General features: G+C 68.4%; 4 protein-coding genes. All 4 read left to right on the plus strand.

Annotated features, from left to right (window positions below; all coding sequences use genetic code 11):
* Positions 1-59 precede the first annotated feature (59 nt).
* Genes CRYAR_RS15490 through CRYAR_RS15505 form a run of 4 tightly spaced genes read left to right on the plus strand, consistent with a single transcriptional unit; the run spans position 60 to position 17,174 of the window.
* Positions 60-2,849, plus strand: coding sequence for an SNF2-related protein (locus tag CRYAR_RS15490; protein WP_084701898.1), 2,790 nt, complete (start codon positions 60-62; stop codon positions 2,847-2,849).
* The gene (locus CRYAR_RS15495; protein WP_051570288.1) at positions 2,846-8,215 is read left to right on the plus strand and encodes a hypothetical protein; all 5,370 of its coding nucleotides are present in this window, start codon (positions 2,846-2,848) and stop codon (positions 8,213-8,215) included. Before CRYAR_RS15490 ends, CRYAR_RS15495 begins: the two co-directional genes overlap by 4 nt.
* Entirely contained in the window at positions 8,212-14,982 is a 6,771-nt protein-coding gene (locus tag CRYAR_RS15500) for a DEAD/DEAH box helicase (RefSeq protein WP_035851534.1), read from the plus strand. Before CRYAR_RS15495 ends, CRYAR_RS15500 begins: the two co-directional genes overlap by 4 nt.
* Positions 14,979-17,174, plus strand: coding sequence for a UvrD-helicase domain-containing protein (locus CRYAR_RS15505; protein WP_035851536.1), 2,196 nt, complete (start codon positions 14,979-14,981; stop codon positions 17,172-17,174). The genes CRYAR_RS15500 and CRYAR_RS15505 overlap by 4 nt, the downstream gene beginning before the upstream one ends.
* The last annotated feature ends 28 nt before the right edge of the window (positions 17,175-17,202 follow it).

Consider the following 17,202-nt stretch of genomic DNA (forward strand, 5'->3'; position numbering starts at 1 on the left):
AGATCCGAGACGAGATCTGGCTGGTCCGCAAGGTGACCGTGACCGAGCACGACGGTGCGATGCTCGAGGTCACCGGTGTCTCTCCCTTCGTGCGGGATGTCGACGCCGTCTTCTACGCCTCCCTGGACACCATCACTCCGCTCGACCCCCGGAAGACCATCCTGGTCCCGGACGACTCGCCCTATCACCGCCGCGCCCGTCTGTATCTGGAGGCGGTGATCCGGAAGTCGTTCCTCCCGCAAACCGAGACCGGACTGGCGCTGGCCGGGGCATTCCTCGCCGACTACCAGGTACACCAGGTCCGGCCGGCGCAACTGGCGCTCTCGATGCGTAATCCGCAACCCCGGCTGTTGATCGCCGACGTCGTCGGGTTGGGCAAGACGCTGGAGATCGGGATCCTGCTCGCCGAGCTGATCCGGCGCGGCCGGGGTGAGCGCATCCTGGTTGTGACCCCCGCGCCGGTGCTCGAACAGTTCCAGCGCGAGTTGTGGACCCGGTTCGGTATCCCGCTGGTACGGCTGGACTCCACCGGCATCCAGCGGGTCCAGCAAGAGATCCCGTTGGGCCGTAATCCGTTCGCCTACTTCAAGCGCGTGATCGTCTCGGTCGACACGCTGAAGAACAGCAAGCTCTACGGCCACCACCTGGAGCACACCGACTGGGATGCCGTCGTGATCGACGAGTCCCACAACCTGATCAACCGCGGCTCGCACCGCAACGAGCTGGCCCAGACGCTCGCGCCCCGCACCGACGCGCTGATCCTCGCCTCGGCCACCCCGCACAACGGCGACGGCCGGTCCTTCGCCGAGCTGATCCGTCTGCTCGACCCGGCCGCGATCGCCGATCCCGCCAAGTACGACGTCAGCGACCTCGAACACCTCTACCTACGCCGCTCGAAGAACACACCCGAGGTGCGAGACGCGCTGCGGGGTGCTTGGGCCGACCGGGGGCCGTCGTTGCCGGTCCGGGCAGCCGCGACACCGGCCGAGGAGGCGGTGTTCGACGCGCTGGCCGCCGAGTGGCTACCCGCCGATGGAAAGCCCTCGGTCAGCGCTGCGCGGCTCTTCCCGTACACCCTGTTCAAGGCATTCCTCTCGTCCCACAAGGCGCTGTTGGAGACGGTCGGCCAGCGGGAACAGACGCTGAAAGACCGAACGGACGCCGAGGCCGAGCGCACCGCTCTGGCCGAGCTCCGCCAGGTCGCGACGAAGATCGGCGACGGTGACTCCGCCAAGCTGGCCGCGCTCGTCGCCGAGCTGCGTGATCTCGGGGTGCGGCCCGGTTCGGACACCCGCGTCGTGGTGTTCTCCGAGCGCACCGCGACACTCAACTGGCTGGCCGACGTCGTGCCGCTCGCGCTCGGCTTCCCGGCCGACAGTGCCGAGGACGAGAAGCGCCCATGGCTGAAATACCGCGGTGTGGTCGAGGTGATGCACGGCGACGTCACGAACGACCAGGAACAGATGAAGGTCGTCGAGCGGTTCGGCTTGCGCGACGCGCCCGTGCGGCTCCTGTTCACCGGCGACGTCGCCTCCGAGGGCGTCAACCTGCACCAGCAGTGCCACTTGCTCGTCCACTACGACCTGCCGTGGTCGTTGATTCGGATCGAGCAGCGCAACGGCCGGATCGACCGGTACGGGCAGAAGTACCCGCCGCAGTTCCGGGCCATGATCCTCACCAGCACTGTGCAATGGCGCCCCCGCGCGGCCCCGATGCTGGACCAGCCCGAACCCGGGTACCGGCCGTTCGATGACCGGCTGGTCGGAGAGATCCTGCTGGCCCGGGAGGCCGAGGCGCATCGGATCGAAGGATCGGCCGACGCCGTCTCCGGTCTGTACCGGCCCCAGGACGAGGAGGACCGGCTGACCCGCGACCTGATCGCCGGGCAGACCGTTCCGGAGTCGCTGGCCGCCTCCGCCCAGACCGCCGGAGGCTTCCTCGCCGGCTTGCTCGGCCGCCAGGCCGGCGCCACGCCGCCCAATAGCGAGGTGCCGCGCGCCGTGGTCCCCGCGCTGTTCAACCACACCGAGGACTACGTCCACACCGCGCTGCGCCAGGTCTTCCACGACGCGCCCGAAGGCGCCCTGTCGCTCCGCTACGACGAAGACGGCGCGATTTCCCTCACCCCACCGCCCGATCTCGTCTACCGGCTACGCGCACTGCCGGCCAGTTACCTCTCCGAACAGCGGATCCTCGGCACCGCAGACGAACCGGGCCGGATGAGCGTGACGTTCTCCCGGAAGCTCGCCGGGCATCGGCTGGACGCCGCCCGTGAATCGTCGGACACGATGTGGCCCTCGGTGGTCTACCTGACCGACATCCATCCCGTGCTCGACTGGCTCACCGACAAGGTCCTGATCGAGTTCGGCCGCCACCAAGCGCCGGTGCTCGGGGCCGCCGTGAGCACCCCGACCTTCCTGGTCCAGGGCATCTACTCCAATGCGCTGGGCCGACCCACCGTGGTGGAGTGGATGGCCGTTGACGGGCTGCCCGGAACGCCGCGGGTGACATCGATGACCGAGGCGCTGGCCGCCGCCGGCGTTGGCGCCGACATGCCCGGCCGGCGCACGCCGCACGACCTGCCGGGCCTCCAGTCGCTGGTGCCATCCGCGATCGACGCCGCCACCGCGCACCTGACCGCTCGACGGGCCGCTTACGACGCCGAGATCGACACCGCTCTCGCGCCGTACCGGCGGCGGCTGGACGCCTGGCGGCAGACCGCGCCGCCAGGAACCACCAAGTCCCGACACGCCGAGGCGGTCAACCGCCGCGGCGACCTGGTCCGTGGGCTCGAGACCGTTGGCGCCCCGATGCTGCGGCTGCTGGCCGTCCTGGAAGGCGACGCATGAGCACGTTCGACGCCATCGGCAACCGCGGCGAGTACTTCGCCGCGCATTACTACGCCGAACGGCTTCCGCTCGACCTCCGCAAAGGGATCTTCGGCCGGTGGACCGACCGGGAGACCGACGAACTGGAGCAGCGGCCGACTACCCGCGAGCAGGTTCGCGCACTACGTGGCGAGTACTTCACCGACCCCGTTCGGGGCTTTTTCGTCGAGCACGCCCGGCTGGCCGCAGAGAGTCTTCCCGCCCCGGACGGCGTTGAAGGCAGGCCCGTCGCTGACCAGGAGTGGGCCAAGCGTTTGACCGCCTGGCATCACACCGTCCTGCGCCACTTCGGCTATCCCGTCGACCGCCCCGATCAGGTGACCGTCCATCGAGCCGGACGCGAGCACACCCTGCGGGTCGCCTTCGCCGGCGACGGGATCCTCGCGGTCGACTGCGGCTGGGCGGTCGACGCCGACGCGGCCCTGGACGCCCACGGCCCGGACCAGCTGCTCGGCCCGGTCCGGATCTCGGCAGGCGAGTCGTACGCCACCGGCTCGGCGCTGGCCACCTGGTTGTTCAACAGCCAGATTGTCTGGCCGAACCAAACCGAACCGGGCTCGCCACCCCGCTTCGTGCTGCTGCTCGTCGGTGGTGTCCTGGTGTTGGCCGATCGTCACTGCTGGGGAGAGGGCCGTTTCCTCACCGCCAACCTCGACGGTGCGCTCCAACGCTACGACCGCCGCCAGAACGGTGAGCTCGCCACGATCGCCGCGCTGTTCAGCTACGAGATGCTCCGCACCGGGGCCAACGGCGAAGACCCGGCGATCGACGCGCTGCTGAAGACGTCCACCGAGAACGCAGTGGGCGTCGACGGCGACCTGCGTCAGGGCCTGCAGCGGTCGGTGGAACTGATCGCGAACGAGATCCTCGACCGGCTCATCGAGGCCGGCGTCGAACCCGCGCAGGTGGCCCGGCCGGACAAGCCGCTCGGTCGGGAACTCCGCGACGAGGCACTGCGCTACCTCTACCGAATCCTGTTCCTGCTCTTCGCCGAGGCCCGTCCGGAGCTGGGCATCCTCCCCTCTGACGACGGTAGTTACGAGGCCGGCTACTCACTGGCCCGGCTACGGGAGTTGGTCGCTCGCGACGAAGAGCTCATCGAGGGGAACACCGCGCGCGGCTTCCACCTCTACGAGTCGCTGAACGTGCTGTTCTGTAAGGTCAATAAGGGCCACCGCGCCTACGGCACCGAAGCGGGCGACTACCAGCCCGGCGACGACGAGGCCACACGCAAGGCCAAGAAGGAACGCCGGAGCGAGGACCGCGGCCTCCGGTTCGAACCGCTGCGGTCAGCACTGTTCGAGCCGACCGCGACCCGCTTGATCGGTTGTGAGGTCCCCGACCCACGGTCCGACGACATACCTGCTCCCCGGTTGGACCTGCGACTGCGCAACGGCACCCTGCACCGAGTGCTGCGGCTGCTGACCATGAAGCGGCCCCGCGGCAAGGAGCGCGGCGGTTTCATCTCCTACCGCAACCTCGGCATCAACCAGCTCGGCGCGGTCTACGAAGGCCTGATGTCCTACACCGGCTTCCTCGCCACCGAGGAGCTCTACGAGGTCGCCAAGGGTGGCAACCCGAAAGACGGTTCCTGGATGGTGCCGTCATCCCAGATCGGCCAGTTCACCGACGACAGCGTGTTCGTCCGCTACGACCAGGCCGACGAACGGCGCGGTCTGCGCGGCTGGAAGCGGCACCCGCGCGGCTCGTTCGTCTACCGCCTGGCCGGCCGGGAACGCCAGGTCTCCGCCTCCTACTACACCCCGGAATCGCTGACCAAACTCACCGTCGAGCTCGCCCTCAAGCACCGACTCGACCAGGACCGCGACGCCAACGGCGCGACGGTCGAGACTCGCGCCGCCGAACTGTTGCAGTACCGGATCTGTGAGCCCGCGCTCGGCTCCGGTGCGTTCCTCAACGAGGCGATCAACCAGCTGGCCAGTGAGTACCTACGGCGACGGCAGAACGAGACCGGCAAGACCGTGCCCACCGCCGACGCACTCACCGAGTTGCAGCGAGTCAAGGCCTACATCGCGCTGCACAACTCCTACGGCGTCGACCTCAACGCCACCGCCGTCGAGCTGGCCGAGGTATCGCTGTGGCTCAACACCATGCACCCCGGGATGCGCGCCCCCTGGTTCGGCCTGCACCTGCGGCGCGGCAATTCCCTGATCGGCGCCCGGCGGGCGGTCTACACCGGCAGCGATGCGGCCGGCCGCAACTGGCTCGCGTCCAAGAACCCGCTGCCCCCGACCGAACTGCCCTTCCGCGCCGCCGTTGAGAACACCGACGCCGACGCGATCCAGCCGTTGCCGGTGGGCGCGATCCACCAGTTCCTCTTGCCGGCTACCGGCTGGGGCACCGTTGCCGGAGAGTCCGAGGCCAAGGCGCTGGCGCCGGAGGCCGCAGCGCGGCTGGGCCGTTGGCGCAAGGGCATCCTCAAGCCGCCGAAGACTACGGGCGGTCAGCGGTCGGAGCTCGCCCGGTTGCAGGGGACCGCCCGACGGGTGGAGTTCCTCTGGGACCTGGTGGTCGAACGGATGCGGATCTCGGAACGCGAGATCGCCCGCCGGATCGACGTCTGGGGCGCGAACCCCGACGACCACGAGTACGTCTTCATACAGCGTCCGGAGCACCCGGTCCCGAAGGAGAAGGTCTATAAAGATCTGTTCGAGAAGGTCGGCACGCCGTACTGGCGGCTCAAGACCCTGATGGACGCCTGGTGCGCGCTCTGGTTCTGGCCGGTGGACCAGGCCGCTCTGTTGGACGGTGACGATCCGGCCTATGAGCAGACGCCGGTGACCCCGGCGCAGTTGAGCGAGCTGCTGGGGGTCGGCCGAGGGGAGCAGGTGGCACTGTTCTCCCGCGATGTCGAGCAGATGCAGCTGTTGGAGCCGGTGGTCGAGGAGACGAAGCCGGACGGCAAGAAGAAGCGCAAGGAGAAGCCGAAGATCCTTCGTGACGCCCGCATCGCGATGAAGGAGCTGGCCAACTGGATCGACTTCGCCGAAGCGCTGGTCGGTACCGAGGACATGCCCGAGGACTCATTGGCCTCTGGCTTCAAGACGTTGAAAGACCTGGACTACTACGAGAAACTGATACCGGGGCTGACCGGCATGGACGAGGAACTCCAGCTACAGGCACGGTTCCCCTGGCTGGACAAGGTCGAGTCGATTGCCGAGGAGCGAGGGTTCTTCCACTGGGAGCTGCACTTCGCGCTGGTGTTCGCCGAGCGAGGTGGCTTCGACCTCCAAATCGGCAACCCACCGTGGGTGCGCCCGGACTGGGATGAACCGGCTGTGCTCGCCGAGTTCGATCCGTGGTTCAAGCTGGCTGAGAAGGCTGACGCTAAGGAGAAGGAAGCTCGACGAGCCGATGTCATCGCGCGGCAGGAGTGTAGGGAGTACGTGCTGGCCGAGCTGACAGGGACGTCGGCCTCTGTGGCTTGGTTACGTTCGCCGCACGTGTATCCACTAGCTGCTGGCACTAGGCCTGATCTTTATCGAGCCTTCATGTGTCAGACATGGGCTCATACCGCCGTTGCCGGGACGGTCGGCCTGCTCCATCCAGATTCTCATCTGGCCGGCGTCGGTATGGAACACATCCGGGCAGAGGCCTATCGCAGGCTGCGCGTGCACGGCGACTTCGTAAATGCAGGGAACAGGTTTTTTCCGCCACCAGTTGGCCGTTCCAGTCACTTCGGTTTGCACGTCTATGGAACGCCCGGAGAAACATCGTTCGATCACCTATCCTGGCTCTTCTCTGTTGATGCTCTAAGGCACTCTTACAGGCAAGGTGTCCCGGATGAGGGGATACTGCCAGGAATCCGATTTGACGGCGATTGGGATACCCGTCCGCACCCTAGTAGGGTGATTCATGTAAATGCTGAATTGCTTGCTGTTTGGCAGGGCCTTACGGGCGATGAGAGCGGTCCCGCCGAATACGTGCGTCTACTTTCTCCAGTAAGTATCGCGGAGAATCGTGGTATCGAGTCTCTTGCGGGATTCCCGGTCCGCCTGGCGACCCTCTTGCCGCAGATCTCAGGTGGGTACAACGAGGCGACGGCAAAGTCTAAGGGGCTCATCCGGTATGAGGTTTCAGAACCCAGCGACTGGAAGGAGGTAGTGCTCAAGGGTCCGCAGATCGGAGTGGCTACGCCGCTGTTCAAGCAGCCTACGCAGGGGAGCGGCGAGGTCCTGGGGCTCGACTTGACGACGCTCCCGGCTGATGCCTTGCCGGCGACCGAGTACCGCAACGCCACCGATCGCGCCCGATTCGAGGCGGCGCAGGATCGGTGGATCGACCATCCGCTGCTGGAACGGCTGCTCGCTGACCCGGAGGAGCTGTCCGCAGCCCGGGTAGTCCTCAGCGAAGCCGCCGGTATCGCCCTCGACGCCGTCCCCGATGGAGATCTCCAGCTATATCTGACCGAGAAAGCGCGTCGCCGCTGTACGGAGTTCTACCGCGTCGCCTGGCGCAAGATGATCGCGCCCGATACAGAGAGAAGCTTGTACGTTGCATTGCTGCCGCCAGGCCCTAGCCATATCGATGGGATCAGGAGTGCGGTCGCCAGAGATAACAGATCCACGACCCTTTTAGGTGGCTTTTGGTCAGCGCTTCCTGTCGACTACTTTTTACGCACCACTGGCATAGGCGATTTGCATGTGGCTTCGGCCATTCGATTGCCGGCGCCGATTCCGGATCATCCGCTGGCCAGAGCGCTGCTGATTCGTACATCTCGGCTCAACTGCTTGACGGCCGCTTACGCCGACCTTTGGCCGGAGTTGCACGACCGGGCCTGGCGTGACGAATCGTGGGCAAATGGCTGGGACGGGCTACCGCCGCTCGGTGACGTCAAGCCGGAGTGGGACTGGAACACGCCGCTGCGGACTGACCGGGCTCGCCGTGCGGCCCTCGTCGAGATCGATGCGCTCGTTGCGGTCTGGCTCGGCGTCGACGCCGCCGCCCTGGAGGCCATGTACCGAGCCCGCTTCCCGATCATGGCTGACTTCGACGAGGTGACCTGGTTCGACGCGACCGGTCGTCGGCTCGCCGGAAACCGGTACGCCTACGGCCACGGCCAGACCAAGGAGCACTTCGAGCAGCTCCAGGCATACCTAGCCGACCAACGTCGGCCGCCGGAGAGCCGCCAGAACACCCCAGCGCCCGACGGCTACACCCCGCCTTTCTACAAGGCCGACCGGGTGAACGAGATGAAGGCCGCACACGCGGTCTTCCAGGCCCGGCTCGACGAGGCGATCGCGGCAGGGGAGTGGGATCCCGTAACCCATTCCCGCCCTGGCGTCCAGAACAGAGCAGGCGCGTGAGGCCGACCTTGGAGGCCAACGGCCTCACCGCGAATCTGTTGCAGTACCTCTCCACGACCTACGCGCTCTCCGACGAGGGGGCCCGCCGGGCACTGGAGGCATTCCTCGGCGACACCGACGCCGGCATGTTCCGTGGCCCGTTCCTGCGGATCCGCACGCCGTTCCAACCAGCGCCCGACAACTGGCGCGACGGGCTGGACTGGCCCGACCGGGGCTTCCTGCCGCCCGGGTTCACCCCGTACGCGCACCAGGCGGCGGCGTTCCACCGGCTCTCGTCCCGCCACCACCCGCCGCTGCCGACGCTCGTGACCACCGGCACCGGCTCGGGTAAGACAGAGGCGTTCCTGCTGCCGATCCTGGACCACTGCCGCCGCGAGCGGGCCCTCGGCCGCGCGGGCGTCAAGGCCGTGCTGCTGTACCCGATGAACGCGCTGGCCAGTGACCAGGCCGACCGACTCAACCACTACCTCCAACAGGACGCGTTCTCGCAGGTCACCGCGGGCCTGTTCATCGGCGACACACCGGACACCCCCTACCCGCGGGTGATGACCCGTCGGTCGGAGATCCGGAACAACCCACCGGATCTGCTGGTCACCAACTTCAAAATGCTCGATCTGCTGCTGCATCGGGCCGACGACGCACCGTTGTGGGCCGATGCGGATCTGCGGTACGTGGTGGTCGACGAGTTCCACGCCTACGACGGGGCCCAGGGCACCGACGTGGCCATGTTGCTGCGCCGGCTGGCGGCCCGGGTGGGGGCGGCCACGGCGGAGATGCCGCTCGGCGGGATCTGCCCCGTCGCGACGTCCGCGACCCTGGCGTCGCCCACAGAGGCGGATACGCCCGGGGACGCGCCCGACCTGCTGGCGGTCGCCGGGCAGATCTTCGGCACGCGGTTCACCGCGGACGCCGTCATCAGCGAGAACCGCCGATCGGTCGAGGAGTTCATCCCGCAGCACTCGCTGGCCGCCGAGCTGCCGTTGCCGGATCCGGAGACGCTGGCCGCGCTGCCGGATCCCGGCCGCAACGACGAAGCCATGGCCAGGCTGTCCGAGGTCGTCACTGGTCAGCCGGAACTCACCCCCGAGCAGCTCGGCGCGGTGCTGCGAACCCATGTGCTGACCCGTGCCTTGCTGACCGCGCTCGCGGACGGCGTCCGTGACCCGGCGCAGATCTTGGACGTGCTCTGGCGGCACAACGCCTACTCGTGGGGCCGCGCGGTCACCGAGCGCCCCCAGCAGGCGGCCCTCGCGTTGGCCCGGTTCGTCGCGCTCTTGTCGGTAGCCCGCGATCCGGACGCCGACCCGGCGCACCCACGTCCGTTGGTCCACGTCGAGGTACATCAGTGGGCCCGGTCCGTGACCCGGCTTCTGCGTGGCATTCTGCCGTGGCCGGAGGCGGAGTTCCGCTGGGACGCCGCTGACCCGGCCGGAGCCACGGCTGTCGACGGTGACCGGGCCGCGCCGGTCACCACTGCCACCGGTGGGCAGCGGGCGAACGTGTTCCTGCCCGCCGTCTACTGCCGCGAATGTGGCCGGTCGGGGTGGGCGGCGTTCTCCCCGGAGAGCGACGACGCGGCGCTACGTCTGGATCCGGTGCTCATCCGCCGCGCGTCCACCAGTAGGGACAAGATGCGGGTCCGCGCGCTGATCGCGGCGACCGACGCCGAAGCGCGTGAAGGTGCCGGATCGGGCCCGATGGCCGTGAGTAATCGAGCCTGGGGCGGCACCGGGCGACCGGCGGCCGCCGGTCTCGGCGGCGTCCTCATGGTGCTTGACGGAGCAGGCGGACGCTTGCGTCCGCCACAGCCGAGCACCGATTACCACCCGGAGACCGGTGAGCCGACGTTGACCGCCCGGGACTCGGCATTCGTCCTGGTCATTCTCGGGCAGACGGCGAACACGGCAGCGACCGGCGACTGGTGTCCGGCGTGCGGGGAGCGCAACGCGATCCGCTACCTGGGTACTCGGACGGCAGCGCTGGCCGCGGCGGCGCTGACGCAGCTGTTCACCGGCGGCGAGCTGGACGACAAGCAGAACGAACGCAAGACGTTGATGTTCAGCGACTCGGTGCAGGACGCCGCCCACCGGGCCGGTTTCGTCGCCAACCGGTCGTACGTGTTCTCGCTCCGGGCGCTGCTGGTGGCGCACCTGTCGGAGAGCCGAGACACCGCGCTCAACGACCTGATCGCCGACGTGGTGGCCGCGACGACCGACCTACAGACGTTGGCCGCCGTCGTCCCACCCGACCTGCACGACCGCCCCGGGGTGGACGCTCTTTTGGCAGGCGAGAACGGCGGTACCGCCGGGGTGTGGCAGACGATCGGCGAGCGATTGGCCTTCGCCGCGCTGATGGAGTTCGGGTTCCGGTCCCGGCAGGGCCGCACGTTGGAACTCACCCGCACCGCCGCAGCGCAGGTGTCGATCCCGAACAAGGATGCGGCAATCGCGCTGGTCCGGCAGGCGTACCTCGCGGGTACCGAGTTACCGGCTGACGCCCCGGAAGACGCCCGCTACCTGGGCTTTCTCCGAATCTTCCTGGAACGGATGCGGTGGCGGGGCGCGGTGCGCCACCGGTGGCTGACCCGGTATGCCCTCGACGCGGGGGTCAGCCGGTATTTCGTCTGGGGCAGGCGCCCGGCCGGGATGCCGGCATTCCCCGCCTTCGTGGCAGCGCCGGTGTTCCTGCTCGACCGCCCCCGGCCGCGGAGCGAGTTCGACTTCGCCACCGGCCGGCTGTCGTGGCACGAACGATGGGCGCAACGCAGCTTCGGCCTCACCAGGGACGCCGCGGCGAAATTCTGGGAGCGGTTGCTCCCGGCCCTGGCCTCCGACGGTCTGCTCGCCACCCGGGTCACGCGGGACGGACAGACCCGGCTCTACGGACTGCAACCCGGGGCGATCCTGGTTCGCGGCTTGACCGACGACGAGGTCAACGTCGCCGCGGTGCGTTGCCCGGTGTGCGCGTGGGAGCAAACGGTTCACCCCGCGCTGCTCGACCAGTGGCGGGGTCAGCCCTGCCCGTCCTACCGGTGTGCACGGGGTCGGCTGGAGGCCGCGAATCGGCCCGCCGCGAACGGAAGTGACCCGCACCGGCGCGACCGGGACTATCGCGACGACTACTACCGGCGGTTGTATCGGGGAGCAGGCACCTACCAGATCGTCACCGCCGAACACACCGGGATGCTCACCCGGCCACAGCGGGAACGGGTGGAGAAGGCGTTCAAGGCCGGTGGGCGGTTCACCGATCCGAACGTCTTGTCGTGCACCCCGACGCTGGAGCTGGGGATCGACATCGGTGACTTGTCCGCTATCGTGCTGGCCTCGTTGCCGCCGAGCCCGGCTCACTACGCCCAGCGCGTCGGCCGGGCCGGGCGGCGGACCGGCAACGCCTACGTCCTCACCGTCCTCGGTCACCGTCAGCGCGATCTGTACTTCCTCGACCGCCCGGTCGACATGATCGCCGGTCGGATCATTCCGCCTGGCTGTTACCTCTCCGCAGTGGAGATCCTGCGCCGTCAGTACCTGGCGCACCTGCTCGACCTGGCCGCTGCTGGTCGGCTGCCTGCAGCCGACGGTGGTACGGAGCCACTGCGTCCGTTGCCACGGACCGCGCCGGCGCTGTTCGGCGATTCCGGCTACCTGGTGGACCTCGTTGCCACAGCGCTGGCCCACGCCGAGGAGTTGCTCGGTGGGTTCCTCGCGCTGTTCCCGGGGGACACGATCGAGCCGCGTGCCGTCGATGAGCTGCGGGCGTTCGCCACCGCGGGGCTGCGCAGCGCGGTGGATCGGGCCGTTCGGGAGTGGCGGGAGCGGCTAGCCATCCTCGCGGAACGGCTCTCGGCGATCACGGCCACCTCTGCGGCGCTCAACCCCGACGACCCGGAGCAGGCGCAGCAACGCGCGGAGCTGGACGGGGAACGCCGGGGAATTGGCGCTCTGCTGGCCCGGGCCGGTGAGAAGGATGCTCCCGGAGCGCTGGTGGAGTTGGGTCTGCTGCCGAACTACGCGTTGGTAGACACCCGGACGGTGCTCGAGGCGACGCTCTACGCAGAACGGAGGGCCGAGTCCGACGAAACCGAGCGTTCCAGCGCCGAGGTCCGGTATCGCACCGAGCTGCGTGAGTACGACCGGCCCCGCCGGCTCGCATTGACCGAGCTGGCCCCGGGGAACACCTTCTACGTCAACGGTTACCGGCACGAGGTCACCGGCCTGGAGATCGGCACCCGTGACCGGCCCGGCTGGCAGGTGTGGCGGTGCTGTCCGGAGTGCGGCTACGTCCGGACCACCGAGGCCGAGAGCGACCGGACGCCGTGCCCGCGCTGCCGCAGCGGACGCATCGCCGATGACGGTTCCTGTCTGCACCGAGTGGTGGAGCCGAGCCGAGTCACCGCCCGAGATCGGCGGGAAGACGCGCGGATCCGCGACGACCGAGACGACCGAGACCCTCGGTTCTACGAGACGGTCACCGCGGTGGACATCCCGCAGGATACCGTCGAGCTGTCCTGGCGCCACGAGCGGCGTGTCTTCGGCATCGACTTCACCCGTGATGCCACGATCCGGACGCTCAACCTCGGTCCGGCCCGGTTCGACGTGCCCGCCCGCGACCTGTTCGCCGGTCAGCTGACCCGGGTCAACCCGTTCACGGTCTGCACCGGCTGCGGCGCGGCCGGCGCGGACGGGGCACCGGTGTTCGACCAGGACTCCGATGCGCTGCTCACCTCCGGCCCGGACGATCCGCGGCTGCGCCACCACCGGCCGTGGTGTCCGCTCCGCCAGGGACGCCGGGACGATACCGTTCAGCTTCCGGTGCTGCTGGCCCACCAGCTCAAAACCGAGGCTCTGCGGATCCTGCTGCCAGCGGCGACGGTGCTGGTCGAGGAGCGAGTGCACTCGTTCCGGGCGGCGTTGCGTCTCGGCGTCGACCGGCACTTCGGCGGCGACCCGGACCATCTGGACACAGCAATCGCCACCATGCCGGACCAGAACAGCGGCGAGCGTCGCTCGTACCTGGTGCTCTACGACACGCTCCCCGGTGGCACCGGCTACCTCCATCGGCTGACCGATCCGGTGGCGTTCAAGGCCACCCTGGCGGCCGCCCGGGCCGTGCTCGCCGCGTGCCCGTGCGCGGCCGAAGGGCGCCGGGCCTGCCATCGCTGCCTGCACCGCTACACGCCCGACAACCTTCAGCAGCACGCCTCCCGGCGGACCGCGCTGGAACTTATCGACGGGCTGCTCACCGGCCCGGACGGCAGCGACGGCTGGGACATCTCGGACGTCGGCGGCACCGACGACATCGGACTCGATCAGCAAGTCGAGTCCGACTTGGAAGCACGGTTCCTGGCCCTGCTGCGGACCTGGTCCACCGTGACCACCGACACGGTCCTGGAGGAGAACAGCGCGACCAGCGGACACCTGCGATTCACCGGCGGCGCGGACGTCGTCCACTGGCGGCTCACCGCCCAGCAGCCGCTGGACAACACGCGGCCGGACTTCAGTTTCCACCGCGTCGACGGACCGCCCTGCGCGATCCAGGTCTACCTGGACGGCCGGCGCTTCCACGCCTCGACCGACAACAACCGCCTGGCCCGCGACGCGGTCCGCCGGACGCGGCTGCGCTCGACGGGCAACCTGGTTTTCCAGCTCACCTGGGACGACCTGGACCTGTTCGAGGAACGCGCCGACCGCGCCCAACCGGTGTGGCCGCCGTATCTGACCGGTGCGCAGGACGCGGCGAAGGCGGCCTATGCCGCCTACGAAGGTGATCGGTCCGACTTCGCCGACACCGTCCTCACCAATCCGGTCGAAACTCTGCTGGCCTTTCTCCGCGATCCTGACCTCACGCGGTGGACCAGACGGGCCCGCGCCCTTGTCGCCGGGGCGGCCGCCATGCCCGGTACGGTGCACGTCGGGACCGCCGGCGGCTCCCAGGAAGTCTCGGGCCTGCTTCGCCAGGCGCTGTGGGAGTGCATCCCGCCAAGCGACCGACCGGATGACCGTCCGACGACGGACGTCGCGCAAGTCGGCGGCTCCGTACACCTGTTTCGCGCCACCGACACCGCGGAGCTTCCGCTGGTGCTGGTGGTCGACGAGAGGTCGCCGGAGGCGTGGACCGCGTTAGCCGTCGTCAACGATCTGAACGCCGACTTGGACAGCATCACCGCGAAGCACACCTGGCGCGCGTGGTTGTACTGGTCGAACCTGATCCAGTTCCTGTCGTTGCAGGGACGGGCCGACGGGGTGCAGCTGACCGCGAGCCAGACGCTGGAGTATCCGGTGGAGCAACTGGCGATCGCCGGTGGTGTCGGCGAGCTCAGTTCGATGAAGGGCAGCGCCTTGGTGCCCTACGTGCCGGCGCCCGCGGAACCAGTGAACGACGTGCCCGCCGGACCGACGTCGGGCTCCGCGCGCGACCCCGGCTGGGACGTCGAGATCCTGCCCTACCTCGACGAGCAGGACAGCGCCCTGGCCAGACTGGCCAGGACCCTTGCCGAACGAGGCAAGCGCGTCCCGGTGTTCGGCTACGAACTGGGTCAGAGCGGCTGGCCGGCTGACTTCGCGTGGTCCGATTCGGGTGTACGGATCGCGGTGGTGACCGCCCCGCACGATGCGGACGACGACGAAGCGCGCCGTCGTGACGCTGCCTATGCCGAAGCGGGATGGACCGTGCGGACCGCCGCTGACTGGAACCTCCACCTGGAATCACTGCTGGCCGTGTTGCCGGATGCGGCCGAACCCACGGAAGCCGTTGAGGAGACACACGCATGAGCGCCCGGTTGAGCCTGTACCAGAAGGCCGAAGAGGAGCTCTACAAGCTCGACTCGTCGGTCAAGGCGAAGTTCTACAACTTCTCCCACCAGTTTCGCCAGGATCCGTGGAAGGGATTGAGTCTCAAGGCGCTCAAGGGCGCGCCCAACATCTATTCGGCGCGAATCGGCGCTGACTACCGGGCGCTGCTGACCCGAACCGGGATCGATGACAACGGGACGGAAAGCTGGCTGCTCATCGCTGTCCGGCACCGTAGCGCCGTCTATGAACAGCTGTCGGTGACGGTCAACCGGATCAGCGGTGAGATCGAGTTCGTCGACCTCTCGGTTGTCGGACAGAGCGCGCTGAACCGGGCAGGCATCATGCTGACGCCGGCCACGATCGACGACGACGAGGCGTCGGCACCCACGGAGGTACGCCCCCCCGAGGTGGTGGAGCCGGCTGCGGCCCTGCTGGCGGATTGTGACTTCAAGACACTGCACGACCTCGGCGTGGCCGATTCGCTGATCTCGCTGGCACTGTCGGTCACGAGCAGCGACGAACTCGATGATCTGGTCAAGGACGCGCCTCTGCTCTCGAAAGACGTCCTGTACGGACTCGCGGCAGGCATGTCGGTCGATGAGGTCAGGGCGGAGATCACCGGCAAGGTCGCGGCGGAAGGTCCCATCGACCCGGACGACTTCACCGCTGCACTGGCCCGCACCACCGTCACCTCCGTCGACGACAACGTGCGGAACGTCCTGGAGGAAGGCGACTTCCGCGCGTGGAAGGTCTTCCTTCATCCCACCCAGCGAGCGCTCGTCGACCGCAAGTACTCCGGGCCGGCACGGGTCAGCGGCGGGCCCGGGACGGGCAAGACCATCGTCGCGCTACACCGGGTCCGCCATCTCGCCGAGCAATTGCCGGACGGAAGCGACCGGCCGATCCTGCTGACCACGTTCACCAAGAACCTCGCCGCCGACCTGCGAGCCCGGTTGGCGTCGCTGCTCGACCCCGATGCCCTGGCACGCGTCGACGTGCTCCACATCGACCAGCTCGCGGCCCGGGTGGTGGGAGAGAACGCTGCCCCCGGTCAGGGCAAGAATCGGGTCGCCGATAGTTTGGTCGTCGACCGGATGCGGGCCCTCCTGGAGGCGTCGGGCGAGCAGCGCTGGGAAGCGGAGTTCCTGGTCGAAGAGTGGGAGCAGGTCGTCCTCGGCCAGTCGCTCGCCACCCGGTCGGACTACTTTCGGGCTCGGCGTGCCGGGCGGGGACGTCCCCTCAACCGGGCCGAGCGCGGCGACGTCTGGAAGCTGATCGAGCAGCTCACCGCAACGCTGGACACCGAAGGCGTGGAAACCTGGGGGCAAGCAGCCGATCGGGCGGCCCGGTTCGAGATCGAACGAGCCGCAGCCGGCAAGTACCGGTACGACCATGTCGTTGTGGATGAAGCGCAGGATCTGCGCCCCGCGCACTGGAAAATGCTGCGCGCGATGGTCCCGGCTGGTCCCGACGACCTGTTCCTCACGGGCGACACCCACCAGCGGATCTATGACAATCAGGTCGCGCTGGGCACGGTCGGTGTCCAGATCCGTGGGCGATCGTCCCGCCTGACGCTCAGTTACCGGACCACCAGGGAGATCCTCACGACGGCGCTGGAGATCATGTCCGGTGAGACGGTCGACGACTTGGACGACGGAACCGACACCCTGGAGGGATACCGGTCAGTGCTCCACGGCCCCGCGCCAGACCTGCGGGGCTACGCCAGCTGGAACGACGAGCTGCACGGTCTGGTCGAGACCGTCCGGTGGTGGCACACGGAGTTCGAGGCTTCGGGTCGTGATCCGCGAGGGCTGGTGGCAGTCTGTGTCCCCGATCATCGGCGGGTGGGTGCGGTAATCACCACGCTGACCGGTGATGGTGGGTTCACGTGCGCGGAGCTCACCAAGGACGGCCCGCGTGGTGACGGGGACATCCACGTGGGAACGATGCACCGGTTCAAGGGGCTGGAGTACCAGCGGCTGGCGATCGTGGGGGTTTCGGACGGGGTCGTGCCACGGGCCGCGATTATTCGGCTACAGGATGAGGATCCGGCGCGGTATCTGAGGGAGCGGCGGCGTGACCGTGCGCTGTTGTTCATGGCGGCGACGCGGGCGCGCGACGCGTTGGCGGTGAGCTGGCACGACAAGCCGAGCCAGTTCCTCCCGCACTGAGTGGTGGTCGGCGGGCCGGCATGGGGTT

This window comes from Cryptosporangium arvum DSM 44712 (assembly GCF_000585375.1).
Lineage (GTDB): Bacteria > Actinomycetota > Actinomycetes > Mycobacteriales > Cryptosporangiaceae > Cryptosporangium > Cryptosporangium arvum.

What these genes read in the sequence shown, in the direction of transcription:
- CRYAR_RS15490 (WP_084701898.1), top strand. Translation starts at nt 60, where the DNA reads ATGCTCGAGGTCACCGGTGTCTCTCCCTTCGTGCGGGATGTCGACGCC.
- CRYAR_RS15495 (WP_051570288.1), top strand. Translation starts at nt 2,846, where the DNA reads ATGAGCACGTTCGACGCCATCGGCAACCGCGGCGAGTACTTCGCCGCG.
- CRYAR_RS15505 (WP_035851536.1), top strand. Translation starts at nt 14,979, where the DNA reads ATGAGCGCCCGGTTGAGCCTGTACCAGAAGGCCGAAGAGGAGCTCTAC.